Below are 15617 nucleotides of genomic sequence, written 5' to 3'. Positions count from 1 at the left end.
TACGAGGAAAGAGCCGGCTCTACGACATCCGGGTGACCGACAAGAACAGCAACCATATGTCATTGACGCGGCGGGACCGACATAAAGGACGGTCGAGTGAACCTGGAGATTGACCTGCTCAGTGCTGACGAGGACGTCTTCGAAGCGGCACTTGTAGCGGCGGTCAAGTCAGGGGCGACGGGCGAGCGGAAACTGCTCGACGCCCTCAGCTCCGCCCGGGATGAGGAGCGTGCTGCGGGCATCGTCTCTGCGCTCGGAGAGGCAGAGGGGCCGGACGGTGTGGCGGTGCTGCGGGGAATCGTCGCGCAGCCGGCAGATCCCCTGGAGGTACGGACTACCGCGATTGTCGCCCTGACGAAGCGTCAAGGCGTCGAGGCATCCGACGTCCTACTCGGCTGCCTGATCGACTGGGACGACCTGATGCCGGGATACGCGCTGCTGGGCTTGGCGAGCGTCGGTGACGACCGCGCCTGGCCCGAGGTCCTGCAGTGGCTCCGCCAAACGCTGGACAGCCGGGAGCCCAACCCGCAGCACGACTTCGCCGACCGGACGTTGGTCGCCCAATCCGACATTGTCGCCGCGGTCGCTTATCTGGCCCGCCATGCTGCCGGAAGTTGGGAGAAACAGCAGCCCGTGGTGCAGTTGCTGCGCTCCCGCTGGAATCGCTTGAGGGGCGCCGAGCAGCGCTGGCTGACCGTCAACTGGTCGGCCTGCGATCCTGCGCACCCGGATTCCTGCACGGACCTGGACCCGGCCTGGTTCGCCGATTGGATCAGCGAACCGCTGTTCGAGGCGCTCTATCTGGAGGACGCCGAGTAGCGCCGGAATGAAACGAGCCCGGAGTCAGAGGACTCCGGGCTCGTCGTGCATTCTCTGCTGCGACCGTCTCAGGGGGTGAAGGTGATGCGGCGGCGCCGGGCCACCAGGAAGAGCACCCCGCCGGCCACCAGCAGAGCCGCGGCACCGCCGGTGATCGCGCCCGTCGCCGCGCCGGTGACCGGGAGACCGCCGCCTTCGCCGCCGCCGCAGTCCGGCTTGTTGATGGTGACGGTGATCGGTTCGATGTTCAGGCCCTCGAACGTCACGGTCGCCTGCGTGGCCTCACCCGCCGGGAACAGCACCCGCTCGGACGTGCCCGGTGCGACCGTCACCTGCTTCGACTCGTCGCCGTAGACCACCGTCGCCTGGGCCGGGATGGCGCCCTGCGGGTTGGTCACGAGCACCGCGACCGCTTCGCAGTCGTTCTGCACGGTCACGGTCGGCGGAGCGCAATTTTCCGGGCGCTGCCACTCGTACGTGAGGTCCTTCATACCTTCCGCCGACACCGTGATCGGGCCGCTGCCGGCCGGGACCCGTACCGTTTCGCCCTTGCCCGGGGCGACCGTCACCGTCTTGGTGAACTCGCCGGCCTTGACCGTGAAGTTGACCGGGTACTTGGTCTGCTCGCCCGGGTTGCTCAGGTTCACGTCGACCGTGCCGTCGCACTGGGACACCGGCTGCACCTTGGGCTGGTGGCAGCCCTTGTCGCCGCCGTTGTACCTGCCCGGCGGGCCCTCGGACCGGGAGCCGAGGCCGTTGCGGCTGCCCAGCTTCAGGTCGTCGTACCGGTCGCTGGTCTCGGTGATCGGCGAGATGATGTCGGCCTCGCCGCCGAAGAAGAGGTCGGCCTGGGTGTAGCAGGCCGGGAGCTTCGCAGCGAGGGTGACCGAGCGCTGCTCGTTGCTGAGCGTTGCGGTCTGGCTGGCGAAGACGTACTGCGGCACCGAGAACTGCGGTTTGGGCGCGTAGTAGGTCACCAGGGTGACCGGCTCCGGGGTGCAGAGCTTGAGCGCGCCGTCCAGCGTCACCGAGGCCGTGGCCGCGCCGTCCTTGATCGCGAACTCGTGGTGGAAGCGGGCCTCCGTCCGGTCCACGCACGGCGGCTCGGGGATCTCGCACTTGCCGAGCTGGACGGTGGCGGTGTTGCTGCTGTCCTTGTTCTTGCCCCAGACGGCCACGAACGAGACCGAGGCCTCGGCCGGGTTGTCCTTGAGGACCTGCTTGAAGATCGTCTTGCCGACGGTACCGCTTTCCTGGCGGCGGTTGAGATAGCCGCCGTCGGCGAGGCCGGGAACCGGTGCCGGCGCGGTGGTCAGTTTGTCCACCCTGGCCTGTTCGGACCAGTTGTTGGTGATTACCCAGGTGACCGTCCACTCGCCGGTGGTGGTGTTGCACGCGGGCGTGCCGCCGCTGACGTCGGTCTCGTAGGTGGCGCCGTCGGCCTGGGCGGGGGTGGCGGCCAGCAGGGTGGTGAGGCCGAGGAGCGCGCCGGCGGTGATCGCCGCGGCGCGGGAGAGCAGGTTTTTCAGCACGTCCGCTCACTTCGGGGCGTCGGGGACGGAACGGGGACGCGCCGACCGTTGCCGGTCGACGCGCCCCCGGTGATGCCTTGCGGGTGGATCAGGTGGATCAGGCGGTGAAGGTCACCTTGCGCCGCCGGGCGAGGAAGAAGAACACGCCGCCGCCGATCAGCAGCAGGGCCGCGACGCCCGCGATGCCGCCGGCCACCGGGCCGGTGACGGGCAGGCTCGGCTCGTCGCTGTCGCCGCCGTCGCCGCCACCCTCGCCGCCGTTGTCACAGTCGACCTCGCCGAGCGTGGCCTTGATCGGCTCGACGTCGAGGTCGGGGAACTCGACCGTCGCGTACGTGTCGTCGCCGCGCTCGAAGGTGACCTTCTCGGTCTTGCCGGGAGCCACGGTGACGTCCTTGACCGAGTCGCCGTAGGTGACCCGCGCGGTCGCCGGCTGGACGCCCTCGGGGTTCTCCACGGTGATCGTGACGGTCTTGCAGTCGTTCTCGACGATGACGCTCGGCAGCTCGCAGTCGGCCGGCGGCGTCCAGTCGTAGACGACGTCCTTCATGCCGGGTGCGGAGACCGTGATGGAGCCGGAGCCGGCCGGGACCGTGACGGTCTCGCCCTTGCCCTTGGTCACGGTGACGGTCTTGCTGAACTCGCCGGCCTTGACGGTGAAGTCGATCGGGTACTTGTCCGTCAGGCCGTCGTTGCTCAGGTTGATGTTCACGGTGCCGTCACACTGCGACAGTGGCTCGACAGCGGGGGTCTGGCACGTCTTCGAGCCGCCGTTGTACCAGCCCTGCGGGCCCTTGGAGCGGCTGCCGGAGCCGTTCTTGCTGCCCAGCTTGGCGTCGCCGTACCGGGTGCTCGCGTCCTCGGTGATCTCGTCGAAAATCTGCTTGTCGCTGCCGAAGAAGAGGTCGACCTGGGTGTTGCACTTCGGCACGTCGACCGCGAGGTCCACCGAGCGGTTCTCGTTGGTGATGGTGCCGGTGTCCCAGTCGAACTTGTACTGCGGCACCGAGAACTGCGGCTTCGGCGCGAAGTAGGAGACCAGCGTGACCGGCTCGCCCTCGCAGAGCTTGATGCCCTCGTTGAGGGTGACGGTCGCGGTGGAGCCGTCCTCCTTCACGGCGAAGGTGTGAGTGAACTTGGCGTCGCCGGGCTTGACGCAGGGCGTCTCGACGGGTGCGCACGGCCCGGTGAACTTGACGGTCGCCGAGTTGTTCTCGTCCGTGAAGTTGTTGTCCTCCGGCCAGGTGGACTTGAACTCGACCTTGGCCTCGGTGGCGCCCGCGGTGGTGATCTCCTGCTTGAAGGTGCGCTTGCCGTTGACCTTGTCGCGGCCGTTGCCCTCGGACTTCGGGATGACCGAACCGTTCTGCAGGTCAGCGACCGCGTTCGGAGTCGTCGTCAGCTCGTAGACGGTGGCATCGGCCGGCCAGTCGTTGGTGACCGTCCAGTTGACGTACCGGGTGCCGGTGGCGGTGTCACAGCCGGCTTCGCCGCTGATCGTGGTGTCGTGGGCGCTGGCGGGGGACGCGGCGACCGTGAGGCCGGTCAGGCCGAGAAGCGCGCCGGCGAGGACAATTGCGGCGCGCCTGGACGGGGAGTTCAACTTCACGCGTACTCCATGTGACGGCGGAACGAGGGGGGTCACGACACAGGAGGACGGCGAGCCTTCGCCCGGGGCGGGGCCGCGACAACGCCTCCCCGCGTCGTCGAGCCGACAGCGTTTCGTCGGCCAGTGCGGCCTGACGATAGTCATTTAGACGTTTATGGGAAACAGCTCAGCTGGACTTAAGGCTGTTGTGTCCCATCCGAGATCAACGATCTACCGTGAGGCGTCCCGTCGATGCGTTGAGTGTTGATCAACCGGGTCTTTTGGTCACAGTGGACGGCGAAAGGGGCGCACCGACCTTGACGGTCGATGCGCCCCTTTTTGGAGCCGTCTATCAGGCGGTGAACTTCACCTTGCGACGACGGGCCATGAAGAACAGGCCGGCGCCGACGGCGAGCAGGAGCGCCGCGCCTCCGGCGATGCTGCCCGCGGCGGCACCGGTCAGCGGCAGGGACGGCTCTTCGCCGCCGCCGCCACCGGCGGTGTCACAGTCGGCCGGCTGCTCGTAGGTGATGGTCGCGCCCTCGTCCTCGAAGCCCTCGGGGGCGGCGGTGATCGTCATGCCGTCGACGGCCGGGAACTTCACAGTGGTGGTCTCGCCGACCTTGCCGACGACCGTCTTCGAGTCACCCTTGCTGGTGGTGAAGACGACGGTGATGTCGCCGTCCTTCCAGTTCGCCGGGATGGTGATGCCGACCGTGACGGAGTCGCAGGTGGGCTCGTAGACGAACTCCGGCTCGGTGACCGGCGCGGTCGGCGGCTCGGTGGTCGGCGGGGTGGTCGTCGGCGGCGTCGTCGGGGTGGTCGTGGGCGGCGTCGTCGGCGGGGTGGTCGTCGGCGGCGTGGTTGTGGTCGGCGGCGTGGTCGTCGGCGGCTTCGTCGTGGCCGGCGGCTGGCACTTCGTCTGCGGCTTGTAGATCTTCTGCGAGGAGTCGGTCTTGAAGGCGCCCGGCCACATCACACTGACCTGGATCTTCGCGTACTCGTCGCCGGCGCCGAGCGTCTGCACGCCCTGCAGCTCAGCCTCGCCGCTGCCGTCCATGGGCAGAATCGCGTTCGGCTGGATGTTGGTGATCGAGCTGGTGGCCGGCGTGAGTTCCACCGCGGTGATGGTGCCCACCTTGTGCTGCTCGCTGTTGCCGATGGTCCAGTTCACCTGCCAGGTGCCGTCGTCGTTCACGCACGGGGTGCCCGGCTTGAAGATCGGGTGGTGGGCGCTGGCGGGACCGGCGAGGGCCACCACGCCGGACAGGCCGATGAGCGCACCGGCGGCGATGACGGCCGTCCGGCGCAGCGGGGACTTCAGGTTCACGCCTACTCCTGCAAGGGGATCGAGGGGTACGGCGCGGGAAAGCAGGGCGGCAATCACCGGGCAATGGGTGCGGCGAGAGCCAGCGACGACGCCTCCCCGCATCGTCGAGCCGACACCGTTTCGTCGGCGGCCGACCGACCATAGCCAAGTTCGCGAAGCTGAGTAACACCGTAAGGCCGCCTAAGGCGGTTGATACATATTCGAGATCTTCGTTGAACCGAGAGCGCTGATCTCGATGCGTTGCGTGCGCGCGGCTTGCTGACGAAAGGGAAAAATTCACTCCGCAGTGGTCGGTCGGCACTGGTGGCGTAGCGTCACATCGTGCTATCCGCAGAGCCACGCGAGGCCCGATGACCAGGATCATCGCCGGTGCGCACGGCGGCCGCCGGTTGGTGGCGCCCGCCGGTGCGCAGACCCGGCCCACCGCCGACCGGGTCCGGGAGGCGTACTTCAGCGCCCTCGGGACCATGGCCGACCTGGACGGTGCCCGGTTCGCCGACCTTTATGCCGGTTCCGGGGCGGTCGGCCTTGAGGCCCTCTCCCGCGGCGCCGCCTTCACCCTGCTGGTCGAGTCCGACGCGAAGGCGGCGCGGGTGATCCGGGACAACATCGTCACGCTCCGCGCCGGCGATGCCGCTCGCCTGATCACCGGCAGGGTCGCCCAGGTGCTCGACGGCCCGCCCGAGGGCGGCCCGTTCGACATCGTCTTCGCCGATCCGCCGTACGCGGTGAGTGACGACGAGGTCGCCGAGGTGCAGCGGGCGCTGGTCGGGAACGGCTGGCTGGCCGAGGACGCGGTGGTGACGTTCGAGCGCTCGACCCGTACGGCGGTCCGCGGTGAGCCGTTGAGCTGGGTGGACGGCATCACCGCCGAACGCAGCCGGCGGTACGGCGAGACCACCCTTTGGTACGGTCGCCGATCATGAGACGTGCGGTCTGTCCCGGGTCCTTCGATCCGGTCACCAACGGCCACCTCGACATCATCGGCCGGGCCAGCCGGCTCTTCGATGAGGTCATCGTGGGCGTACTGATCAACCACTCGAAGACCGGGCTGTTCGCCGTCGAGGAGCGGATCGGCATGCTCCGGCAGGCCACGGCCGGCTACGGCAACGTACGGGTCGAGTCCTTCCACGGCCTGCTGGTCGACTTCTGCCGGACGCAGGGTGCCGCGGTGGTCATCAAGGGCCTGCGCGCGGTCAGCGACTTCGACTACGAGTTGCAGATGGCACAGATGAACATCGGCCTCTCCGGCGTGGAGACGTTGTTCATGCCCACCAATCCGCTGTACTCGTTCCTGTCTTCCAGTCTGGTCAAGGACGTGGTCAAGTGGGGCGGGGACGCCTCGTCCTACGTTCCGGACTTCGTGGGTGAGCGCCTCGTGACCCGACTGCGGCAAAACTGACGGCGTGGCCTTCGCGGCCGCATCATCAGGTACGGCAGTACCGTGATCGCACCCACTCAGCGTGAGTGCGAGATGACAGGAGTGAGGCGCCGGTGGATCCGCTCGACCGCATCGACGAGATCATCTCCATGGTGGAGGCGGCACGTTCGGTGCCGATGTCCCGGACCAACTTCATGTTCGACCGCGGCGAGATGATCGCGCTGCTGGAAGAGCTGCGCGCTGAGCTGCCGAGCGACCTGCGCCGCGCGGTGGCGCTGCTCGAGGAGCGCGACAAGATCATCGATGCGGGCAAGCGGGAAGCGGATCGGATCATCGGCGAGGGTGAGACGGAGCACGCCCGGCTGGTCTCGGTCAACGAGATCACCGTCTCGGCGGAGCACGAGGGCGCCCGGATCGTGGCCGAGGCCCGGTCCGAGGCGCAGCGCCTGCGCGAGGAGGTCGACGACTACGTCGACACCGCGCTGGCCAACTTCGAACAGTTCCTGACCAGGGCGTTGTCGTCGATAGAGCGCGGCCGCGACAAGATGCACGCGCTGCGCGAGATCGGCACGTTCCAGGGTGAGGACAGCGAGCGGCCCCTGCCGTTCTGATCTCCCACCCGATTCGACGCTGACCCCGCTGCTCAGGTAACCTTTCCTGTCGGCCTACCTACAGGCTGAGGATTCATGATGCCCAAGCACACGCAGAAACACCTCGATCCCAGGCAGCCGCTGGTCGTCGACACGACGAAGCTCCCGCGCCAGCCCGGGGCGACGCGTGCCCTGAAACGGGTGGTGCCGGCACCGGCGGACCTCGGTCTGGAGTTGATCTCGGTGCCCACCGGATCCGATCTTGAGCTCGATCTGAGCATGACGTCGGTCTCCGAGGGCGTCTACATCAGCGGTGACGTCCGCGGCTCGCTGTCCGGCGAGTGCGGTCGCTGCCTCAATGAGATCTCGGAGCCGTTCGACGTCCACATCGCGGAGCTGTTCGCCTACGCGGACAGCACCACGGAGGAGACGACGGACGAGGACGAGGTAGGTCGGATGCAGGGCGACCTGCTCGACCTGGAGCCGGCGGTACGGGACGCGGTGGTGCTCACGCTGCCACCGAATCCGGTCTGCCGGACGGACTGCCCAGGGTTGTGCCCCGAGTGCGGGGTGCATCTCGACGATCTACCGGCTGATCACAGCCACGACGACGTTGATTCCCGCTGGGCCGCTTTGCGTAATCTGTCGGCTGAGCCGTCAAAGGTGGCTTCGCCACAAAGCAAGAAACATCGGATCGAGGAGTAGGTACCGTGGCCGTCCCGAAGCGCAAGATGTCGCGCAGCAACACCCGGTCCCGCCGGGCGAACTGGAAGGCGACCGCGGTCTCGACCGTTGCCTGCCCCCAGTGCAAGTCGCCGAAGCTGCCGCACACCGCCTGCGGGGTCTGCGGCACCTACAACGGCCGTCAGGTCCTCGAGGTCTGAGCACCACGGAGTGACACGCCCGAACACCGGGCGGGTCGCACCTGAGCGGCGGCGAACGTCCGGTGCCCAGGCTCCGGAGCAGTCCGGCCGAGTTCTCTCGGCAGGCGCTGAACCGGGCCCGGGCATCGCGCGGATCGCCGTCGACCTCCTCGGCGGGGACCATGCTCCCGCCGTCGTGGTTGACGGCGCTCTGCGCGCCTGCCAGGCCGATCCGGCCCTTCAGCTGATTCTTGTCGGCCCGCCCGAGGCAGCCGACGCGCTGCTCCGCGCCCTGGACCCGGCCGACCACCACCGGGTGAGCACGATCACGGCCCCCGCGGGCCCGGCCGACTCCGAAGCCGCCGCCCGCGAACCCGATGACCTGCGCAAGCTGGATCGGGACGCCGCTTGCCCGGATCGCGTCGCCGGTGCGGATGCCGGGACCGCCTCCGAGCGGGGGTTCAACCGTCCCTCCCGCGCCATCCACCGGGCCGCCGGCCCGGACCAGGCGCTCAGCCGCGTCGAGTCCGGTGTCCGCACCGCAGTCCTCGCGGTGGCCCAGGGCCAGGCCGACGCCGTCGTCTCCGCCGGCAACACCGGCGCCACCGTCACCTCCGCCGCGCTCGGCCTCGGCCGCTGGCCCGGGGTGCGCCGCCCCGCGCTGGCCGCCGTCCTGCCCACCGCCGCCGGCCGGCTCGTCCTGCTCGACGTCGGCTCCTCCGTCGATCCCGACGAGCAGACCCTCGCCATGCACGCCCGCCTGGGCGCCGCCTACGCCGCCGTCGTGCACGGCTGCGCCGCGCCCCGGGTCGGCCTGCTCACCATCGGCACCGAGCGCGGCAAGGGTGACCGCCTGCGCCGGGCCGCGCCCGCCGTGCTCGCCGACCTGGACCTGCCCGCCGGCGCCCGCTACACCGGCCTGGTCGAGGGCAACGACGTGGTGACCGGGGCCACCGTCGATGTCGTGGTGACCGACGGCTTCACCGGCAACGTGCTGCTCAAGGGCCTGGAGACGGCGTACGCGCTGATCCGGCCCCCGACCAGCGGCGACGTGCCGCCCCGCGCGGCCATTCTGCTCGGCGTCGGCGGGGTCGTGGTGGTCTGCCACGGCGCCGCGACCGGGGCGGACCTCGCCGCCGGCATCGCTCTCGCCGCCGGCCTGCACCGCCGTTCCGCGGTGCCGGTCATCGCCGACCTGATCCAGTTCCCGGCGGGGCATCCGAGCCCCGCAGCGCACCAAGACTCCCGAGGTGGTTCATGAGCATTCAAGACAAGCGTCGGCGGCCCTCGACCGAGCCGCTCGAAGAGGCGTTCGGCATCCCCTTCGAACCCGAACTGCTCGAACGTGCGCTGACCCACCGCTCGTACGCGTACGAGAACGGCGGCCTGCCGACCAACGAACGCCTGGAGTTCCTGGGCGACTCTGTGCTCGGCGTGGTGATCACCTCCGCGCTCTTCCACAACCATCCTGACCTGCCCGAGGGTCAGCTCGCGAAGCTGCGGGCCAGCGTGGTCAACATGCACGCGCTCGCCGACGTGGCCCGCACCCTGGGCCCGCTCGGGCTCGGCCCGCACCTGCTGCTCGGCAAGGGTGAGGAGACCACCGGCGGCCGGGACAAGGCCAGCATCCTGGCGGACACGCTGGAGGCGCTGCTCGGGGCGATCTACCTGGAGCACGGCCTGGACGTGGCCGGCGAGGTGATCCACCGGCTGTTCGACCCGCTGATGGCCGAGTCCGCCGGGCGCGGCGCGGCGCTGGACTGGAAGACCAGCCTGCAGGAGCTGACCGCGGCGCTGGGCCTGGGCGTGCCGGATTACGTGATCGACGACGCCGGCCCGGACCACGCGAAGACCTTCACGGCCTGGGTCGTGGTGGCCGGCGAGCGGTACGGCGGCTCCGACGGGCGCAGCAAGAAGCAGGCCGAGCAGCGCGCCGCCGCAGCCGCCTGGCGCACCCTGACCGAGCGTGCCGAGGCGGAGACCCCGCCGCCTGCGGTGGCCGGTGGCGGGCACACCGAGCTGCCCGAGGCCGCCGAGCGGTGACCGTGACCGAACGGGTGACCGTGACAAGGGAGCCCGGGCGGCTCTGGGACGCGGCCGGCCGCTGGCGCGGGGTCGGCGTCGCGGTCTGGATCCTGACGCTGACCCGGGTCGTCCAGCTGGTGCTGCTGGTCCTGCTGGACCACGCCACCGACGAGCCCGCGGGCCTGCGCAGCAACCTGCTGATCTGGGACGGCGGCTGGTTCCAGCGGGTCGCCGAGGGTTATCCGAGCGGTTACACCTACGCCGCGGACGGCTCGCTGCAGGGCAACGAGCTGGCGTTCTTCCCGCTGTATCCGATGCTGATCCGGCTGCTGTCCCACCTGGGTCTCGACCCGGGCACCGCCGCCATCACGGTGAGCTGGCTCGCCTCGATCGCCGCCGCGGTGGCCCTGCACCTGCTCGGCACCTCCCTGTACGGCCGCCGCGCCGGCTGGGCACTGGTCGCGATCTGCTGCAGCGCACCGATGTCGGTGGTGGTGTCGATGGCGTACTCGGAGAGCCTCTTCCTGGCCCTGGTCGCCGGCATGTTCGTCGCCGCGCACCGGCAGGTCTGGTGGGCCGCCGGGCTGCTCGGCCTCGGCGCCGCGCTGACCCGCCCGACCGGCGCGGCCGCCGCGGTGGCCCTGGCGGTGGCCGCGGTGATCGCGGTCCGCCGCGATCCGGGGCGCCCCTGGCAGCCGCCGGCCGCGGCCGCCGTCGCGCTCGCCGGGGTGCCGGCCTATCTCGGCTGGGTCGCGTGGCGGGTCGGTGATCTCGACGCCTGGTTCCGGATCCAGACGGCGGGCTGGGGCACGTCCTTCGACTTCGGCGCCAGCACGGTCGGCTTCCTGGCGAACACGCTGACCGTCGGCGAGGGCTGGGTGCCGATGAGCGTCGCGCTGATCCTGCTCGCCGCGCTGGCCGCGGCCGGGGTCGGGCTGGCCGGCCGGCCCTGGGTCCCGCTCGCGGTGTACGGGCTCGTGGCCATGGTGCTGGTCTACGGGCAGGCCGGGTTCTACCATTCCAAGCCCCGGCTGCTGCTGCCCGTACTCTTGACGCTGCTGCCCTCGGTCGCCGCCGCGGCCCGCGCCCGTCCCCGGGTGGCGGTGCTCGCGATCGTCGCCTGGGCCGCGTTCGGGCTCTGGTACGGCGCCTACCTGGTCGCCGTCTGGCCGTACACGATCTGACCGACTACTGAGGAACCACCGTGCCCGAGCTTCCCGAGGTCGAGACCGTCCGCCAGGGCCTGGCCAAGTGGGTGACCGGCCGGCGGATCAGCACCGTCGAGGTGCGCCATCCCCGGGCGATCCGCCGCCACGTGCCCGGCGACGTGCACTTCGCCGACGTCCTCAAGGGGCGCACGATCACCGACGTCGCGCGCCGCGGCAAGTACCTGTGGCTGCCGCTGGACTCCGGCGACGCGATCATCGCCCACCTCGGCATGAGCGGGCAGCTGCTGATGCAGCCGGCCGGCGCGGCGGACGAGGTGCACCTGCGGGTCCGGGTCACCTTCGCCGACGACGGCCCGGAGCTGCGCTTCGTCGACCAGCGCACGTTCGGCGGGATGTCGGTCTCCGCGGACGGCGCCGAGCTGCCGCCGGAGATCGCGCACATCGCCCGTGACCCGCTGGACCCGCTCTTCGACGACGAGCTGTTCGTGGCCGGGCTGCGCGGCAAGCACACCGAGGTCAAGCGGGCCCTGCTGGACCAGACGCTGATCTCCGGCATCGGCAACATCTACGCCGACGAGGCGCTGTGGCGGGCCCAGCTGCACGGCGCCCGGCCCACCGACGCGCTCACCCGGCCCGCGGTGCGCCGGCTGCTGGCCCACGTCCGCGACGTGCTCGGCGAGGCCATCGTCGCCGGCGGCACCACGTTCGACGCGCTCTACGTGAACGTCAACGGGGAGAGCGGCTACTTCGACCGGTCGCTCAACGCGTACGGGCGGGAGGGGCAGCCGTGCCACCGGTGCGGCACGCTCATGCGCCGTGAGCAGTTCATGAACCGTTCGTCCTACAGCTGTCCGCGGTGCCAGCCGCGCCCCCGCCGGCCGCTGCGCTGACGTACGGGCTGGCGTCGGTGGCCAGCCCGAAGCCGGCGCCGCGGCGGCCCATGAGCCGGCGGGCCGCGGTGAGCATCTCCGTGGGCACGCCGTGCACCAGGTGCCCGTCGCCCGGCTGCACGCCGTCGCCGGCCCAGCCCTGGTAGGCCGACCAGGGCCCGTCGAAGGTGCAGATCCGGACGCCCAGGTCGCGGTAGAGCGGATGGGTGGGCACCCCCGGGTTGAGCACGATCCGGTGCAGCCCGCGCCGGGCCGCCAGCCGGACGGTCAGCGCCACCGGGCCGACCCCGCCCGAGCCGGCGGGCGCCCGGTCCAGGAAGAGCCCCTCCGCGCCGTCCTCGCGCCACGCGTCGACGTCGGTCAGCACGTCCGCCAGCGAGCGCCCGCCCCAGTCCAGGTCGATCCGGCCGAGCAGGCGGTGGGTGGAGCGCCGGGAGCCGGGCCGCTCCTGCACGACCCAGGTGTCGGCGTCGGGGGTGAGCTCGGGGGCGGGCTGGGCGTACGGGGGGAACAGGGTCTTCACGACGTCCTCCGGGGGTCTGCGGCGGTGTGTGCGACGGTCAGCAGTCCGACGAGGTGGGTCGCCGCCAGGACGGCGACGACGGTGCGGAGCAGGTCCGGCGGCAACGCCGGGACCAGCGGTGCCGCGACCGCCGCAAGCGGCGGCGCGACGGCGAGCAGGGCGGCCGGCGGCCAGGTCGGTCACCGGTCCTCACCGGCCTCGGCGAGCCAGCGCAGCGTCGCCGGCCGGGGCTCCCGCGGCGCCGGCACCGCCAGCGCGAGCTCGTAGGAGGGCGCGGGCGGCGGTCCGGCCAGGTCGGTGTAGAGCGCCTCGTAGACGCTGACCACCCGGTCGGCGGTGAAGCAGGCCAGCGCCCGGCGCCGGGCCGCGTCACCCAGCGCGCGGCGGCGGGCCGGGGCGCGCAGCAGGCTGATGCAGGCGGCGGCGAGCGAAGGCGGGTCGTTCCCGGCGACGAGCGTGCCGGCGTCGCCGAGGGTCTCGGCGACCGGACCCACGTCGACCCCGATCACCGCCCGGCCGGACATCATGGCCTCGATCAGGCGGTGCGGCGGGTCGCCCGGTCCCGGCACGTGCACCACCAGGTGGCCGGTCGCGTACCGGTCGCGGGGGTCGGCGGGCAGCGGGTGCATCCGGACCGCCCGGCCCAGCCCGGTGCGTTCGACCTGCTCGGCGCAGTGGTCCTCGTGCGCGTCGGTCACGCCGACCAGGTGCAGGACGGTCCCGGGCACGGCGGCCACCACGGTCGCGAACGCCTCCAGCAACCCGCGCAGCCCGCTGTCCGGCCCGCCGTTGCCGGCCCAGACGATGGCCGGCTGGGTCCGCGCCTCGGGTGCGGACGGGAAGTTCGCCGGGTCGACCCCGGCCGGCACCGGGACCAGCCGGCTGGGCTCGGCGCCCAGCCCCAGCGCCCAAGCGTGGTGGTAGGCGCTCAGCGGCGCGATGAGACCGGCCTCGGCGTACCCGGTGCGGGCCACCGACCGGCGGAACCGGCGCAGCACCGTGCGGACCGCCGGGGAGAGGCGTTCCTCCCCGGCCCGCGGCCGGGCCACCGGCGCCCGCGCCTCGGTGAGCAGCAGCGGCATGCCGCTGCGCCACCGGCCGGCCAGGGCGGCGAGCAGCGGCGTCGTGCCGCCGACGCAGTGCACCAGGTCAACCCCCGGCACCGGTACGGCCAAAGCCCGGGCCGCGTGGCGCAGCAGCGCGACAGCCGTCCGGGCGTCGCGCAGGCTGAGCCGGGGCAGCCGTTCCTCGCCGCCGGCGGCCCGGCCGATCCGCCAGGCGTCGAGCAGCACGTCCGTCAGCGGTACGGCGTGCAGCGGCTCGCCGTCGGACCGGGCCAGCATCGCGAGCCCGAGCAGCCCCTTGGCGAACAGGTCGTCGGCCACCGGGGGCTCGGGTTCGCTGAGCAGCCCCCGGCACAGCAGGACGGCCGCGGCGGTGGCGTTGTCGTCGCTGCCCTCGCGCCGCCGGGCCTCCCGGTTCAGCGGCACGGCCGTGGCGGACGCGACATGGCCGGGCAGCGGGTACGCCGGCCCGCCGGGCGGTTCGCGGTCGGTGACCGTCAGCAGGTCGAAGGTGAAGCGGCCGAGGCCGTCGACGAGCGTGCGGCACCAGCCGCCGAGGGCGTCCCGGCGGAACGGGTAGCCGCCCCCGGTGAGCAGACAGATGCGCATGCGGTCAGCACCACGGACGCGACGGGGGTGTTATCACGATGGCTGCAACGACACAGCGGGGAAAAGTAACGGGACCGTGTCACCTAGGCGACAGTTGTTCGCACTATTTGTCTGTTTTTCTGACCTTTTTGCTCAGGAACGTCCGAAAAGCTGGCCCCAGACGATCGTGCCGTCCACGCCCTTGACCGCGCCCGCCCCGATGGCCTTGAAGCCGCAGTTGAGGATGTTGGCCCGGTGTCCCTCGCTGTTCATCCAGCTCGTCATGACGTCCGCGGCGTCGCGCTGGCCGCGGGCCACGTTCTCGCCGCCCGGGTCGGTGTAGCCCTGCTCCTTGGCCCGGGTCACGAAGTCCCGGCCGTCGTCGCTGACGTGGCTGATGTAGAGGTTGCCGTGCGTGCCGAGCTCCTGGACGTGCAGCCGCATGGCCGTCCGCAGCTTGGTGTTCAGCCGCACCGAGCCGCAGCCCGCCTTGTCCCGCTCGACGTTGACCAGCCGGATGACCTCGGTCTCCTGGCCGGCCAGCCCGGCGCCGACCTGGGGCGCGCTGGTCGTCGGCCGGCGGGTCGGGGTCTTCTTCGGCGTGGGCTTCCTGGTCGCCGGCTTCTTGGTGGCCGTCCTGCTCGGCGTCGGCGCGGGCGCCGAGCCGGTGGGAGCGGCCGGCGACGGCGGGGCGGACGGCCGCGCCGCACCAGCGCCGGGTGCCCCGCCACCGGCACCCGGGGCCAGCGCGGCGACGGCGGCTCCGGGGAGTTCGGCCGGCGTGCCCGAGCCGGTGAAGCTCGACGGCAGCAGCGCGACGCCCACGCCGAACGCGGCCAGCAGGGCGGTCACGGAGAGGCCGAAGGCCACCGGCGACGGCATCGCCTGCCGGTCGCGGTGCCGTCCGGTTGATCTCGGGTCAGCTGGCCCCTGCACGTCGTGCCTCCACGGTCCTCGAGGGATCGAGAGGATTCGACCCGGGAGACGGTAAGCAGCGCGCCGGAGGCCGGGCAAACGCCCTAAGGAAGAAATAAGTCCTGGATAAGGGCGGCGGGGTGGCGTGATTCACTGGTCAAAGCGGGTGCCACGCGATGCGCACGGCTTGACGGACTGTGGGTATCAGCGCACCATGGAGGTGTCGCCAGTCGCGCCCATCTGTGTCCAGTCGAGTCCTGGGCATGGGTAAATCTGCATCCACCGCACGGCCCCGGGTGCAGGAGTTTGTGCTCACGCGTGTCCGTGGGTACGAAAGAGG

The 15617-nt window shown here is 71.2% G+C and carries 16 protein-coding genes; 10 read left to right on the top strand and 6 right to left on the bottom strand.

Going from position 1 to position 15617, the window contains the following annotated elements:
- Window positions 1-96: 96 nt before the first annotated feature.
- Window positions 97-819 (top strand): HEAT repeat domain-containing protein, encoded by a 723-nt coding sequence (locus tag ACIBQZ_RS39500; protein WP_396094070.1) that lies wholly within the window; start codon window positions 97-99, stop codon window positions 817-819.
- 68 nt (window positions 820-887) lie between these two features.
- Here ACIBQZ_RS39500 and ACIBQZ_RS39495 read toward each other — a convergent pair whose 3' ends face one another.
- The 3 genes from ACIBQZ_RS39495 to ACIBQZ_RS39485 form a co-directional block, all read right to left on the bottom strand.
- The gene (locus tag ACIBQZ_RS39495; protein WP_396094069.1) at window positions 888-2351 is read right to left on the bottom strand and encodes a cell wall anchor protein; all 1464 of its coding nucleotides are present in this window, start codon (window positions 2349-2351) and stop codon (window positions 888-890) included.
- A gap of 97 nt (window positions 2352-2448) precedes the next feature.
- Complete coding sequence (locus ACIBQZ_RS39490) at window positions 2449-3960, bottom strand: cell wall anchor protein (protein WP_396094068.1); 1512 nt, start codon at window positions 3958-3960, stop codon at window positions 2449-2451.
- Between the two features lie 331 nt (window positions 3961-4291).
- The gene (locus ACIBQZ_RS39485; protein ID WP_396094067.1) at window positions 4292-5269 is read right to left on the bottom strand and encodes an LPXTG cell wall anchor domain-containing protein; all 978 of its coding nucleotides are present in this window, start codon (window positions 5267-5269) and stop codon (window positions 4292-4294) included.
- Between the two features lie 350 nt (window positions 5270-5619).
- Here ACIBQZ_RS39485 and rsmD point away from each other — a divergent pair, with 350 nt between their 5' ends.
- From rsmD to mutM, 9 genes are all read left to right on the top strand, one after another.
- A complete protein-coding gene (gene rsmD / locus ACIBQZ_RS39480) occupies window positions 5620-6195 on the top strand; it encodes a 16S rRNA (guanine(966)-N(2))-methyltransferase RsmD (RefSeq protein ID WP_396094066.1) in 576 nt (191 codons plus the stop codon).
- A complete protein-coding gene (gene coaD / locus ACIBQZ_RS39475; protein WP_396094065.1) occupies window positions 6192-6671 on the top strand; it encodes a pantetheine-phosphate adenylyltransferase in 480 nt (159 codons plus the stop codon). Before rsmD ends, coaD begins: the two co-directional genes overlap by 4 nt.
- 92 nt (window positions 6672-6763) lie before the next feature.
- Window positions 6764-7261 (top strand): hypothetical protein, encoded by a 498-nt coding sequence (locus tag ACIBQZ_RS39470; protein ID WP_396094064.1) that lies wholly within the window; start codon window positions 6764-6766, stop codon window positions 7259-7261.
- A gap of 78 nt (window positions 7262-7339) precedes the next feature.
- On the top strand, window positions 7340-7945 hold the full coding sequence (locus tag ACIBQZ_RS39465; RefSeq protein ID WP_396094063.1) for a YceD family protein: 606 nt from the start codon (window positions 7340-7342) through the stop codon (window positions 7943-7945).
- Between the two features lie 5 nt (window positions 7946-7950).
- Window positions 7951-8124: a 50S ribosomal protein L32 gene (rpmF, locus tag ACIBQZ_RS39460; protein ID WP_023561899.1), complete on the top strand. Its 174-nt coding sequence runs from the start codon at window positions 7951-7953 to the stop codon at window positions 8122-8124.
- A gap of 124 nt (window positions 8125-8248) precedes the next feature.
- Window positions 8249-9364: a phosphate acyltransferase PlsX gene (locus ACIBQZ_RS39455; RefSeq protein ID WP_396094106.1), complete on the top strand. Its 1116-nt coding sequence runs from the start codon at window positions 8249-8251 to the stop codon at window positions 9362-9364.
- Window positions 9361-10146 carry a ribonuclease III gene (rnc, locus tag ACIBQZ_RS39450; RefSeq protein WP_396094062.1) on the top strand — a complete coding sequence of 262 codons (786 nt, stop codon included), beginning with the start codon at window positions 9361-9363 and terminating at the stop codon, window positions 10144-10146. The genes ACIBQZ_RS39455 and rnc overlap by 4 nt, the downstream gene beginning before the upstream one ends.
- A 20-nt stretch (window positions 10147-10166) precedes the next feature.
- Window positions 10167-11312 (top strand): mannosyltransferase family protein, encoded by a 1146-nt coding sequence (locus tag ACIBQZ_RS39445; RefSeq protein ID WP_396094061.1) that lies wholly within the window; start codon window positions 10167-10169, stop codon window positions 11310-11312.
- A gap of 20 nt (window positions 11313-11332) precedes the next feature.
- Window positions 11333-12187, top strand: coding sequence for a bifunctional DNA-formamidopyrimidine glycosylase/DNA-(apurinic or apyrimidinic site) lyase (gene mutM / locus ACIBQZ_RS39440; protein WP_396094060.1), 855 nt, complete (start codon window positions 11333-11335; stop codon window positions 12185-12187).
- Here mutM and ACIBQZ_RS39435 read toward each other — a convergent pair.
- From ACIBQZ_RS39435 to ACIBQZ_RS39425, 3 genes are all read right to left on the bottom strand, one after another.
- Entirely contained in the window at window positions 12123-12710 is a 588-nt protein-coding gene (locus ACIBQZ_RS39435; protein ID WP_396094059.1) for a Spherulin-4, read from the bottom strand. The genes mutM and ACIBQZ_RS39435 overlap by 65 nt on opposite strands.
- A 179-nt stretch (window positions 12711-12889) precedes the next feature.
- Window positions 12890-14383, bottom strand: coding sequence for a DUF3492 domain-containing protein (locus ACIBQZ_RS39430; protein WP_396094058.1), 1494 nt, complete (start codon window positions 14381-14383; stop codon window positions 12890-12892).
- Window positions 14384-14515: 132 nt separating this feature from the next.
- Entirely contained in the window at window positions 14516-15298 is a 783-nt protein-coding gene (locus tag ACIBQZ_RS39425) for a CAP domain-containing protein (RefSeq protein WP_396094057.1), read from the bottom strand.
- Window positions 15299-15617 lie beyond the last annotated feature (319 nt).

It is taken from the genome of Actinoplanes sp. NPDC049599 (assembly GCF_044465625.1).
GTDB lineage: Bacteria > Actinomycetota > Actinomycetes > Mycobacteriales > Micromonosporaceae > Actinoplanes.
Note: the sequence above shows the minus strand (reverse complement) of the source record. Positions and strands in the feature narration are given on the sequence as shown.

Coding starts and splice junctions, on each gene's coding strand:
- rsmD (WP_396094066.1), top strand. CDS start 5,620: ATGACCAGGATCATCGCCGGTGCGCACGGCGGCCGCCGGTTGGTGGCG.
- coaD (WP_396094065.1), top strand. CDS start 6,192: ATGAGACGTGCGGTCTGTCCCGGGTCCTTCGATCCGGTCACCAACGGC.
- ACIBQZ_RS39465 (WP_396094063.1), top strand. CDS start 7,340: ATGCCCAAGCACACGCAGAAACACCTCGATCCCAGGCAGCCGCTGGTC.
- rnc (WP_396094062.1), top strand. CDS start 9,361: ATGAGCATTCAAGACAAGCGTCGGCGGCCCTCGACCGAGCCGCTCGAA.
- ACIBQZ_RS39430 (WP_396094058.1), bottom strand. CDS start 14,383: ATGCGCATCTGTCTGCTCACCGGGGGCGGCTACCCGTTCCGCCGGGAC.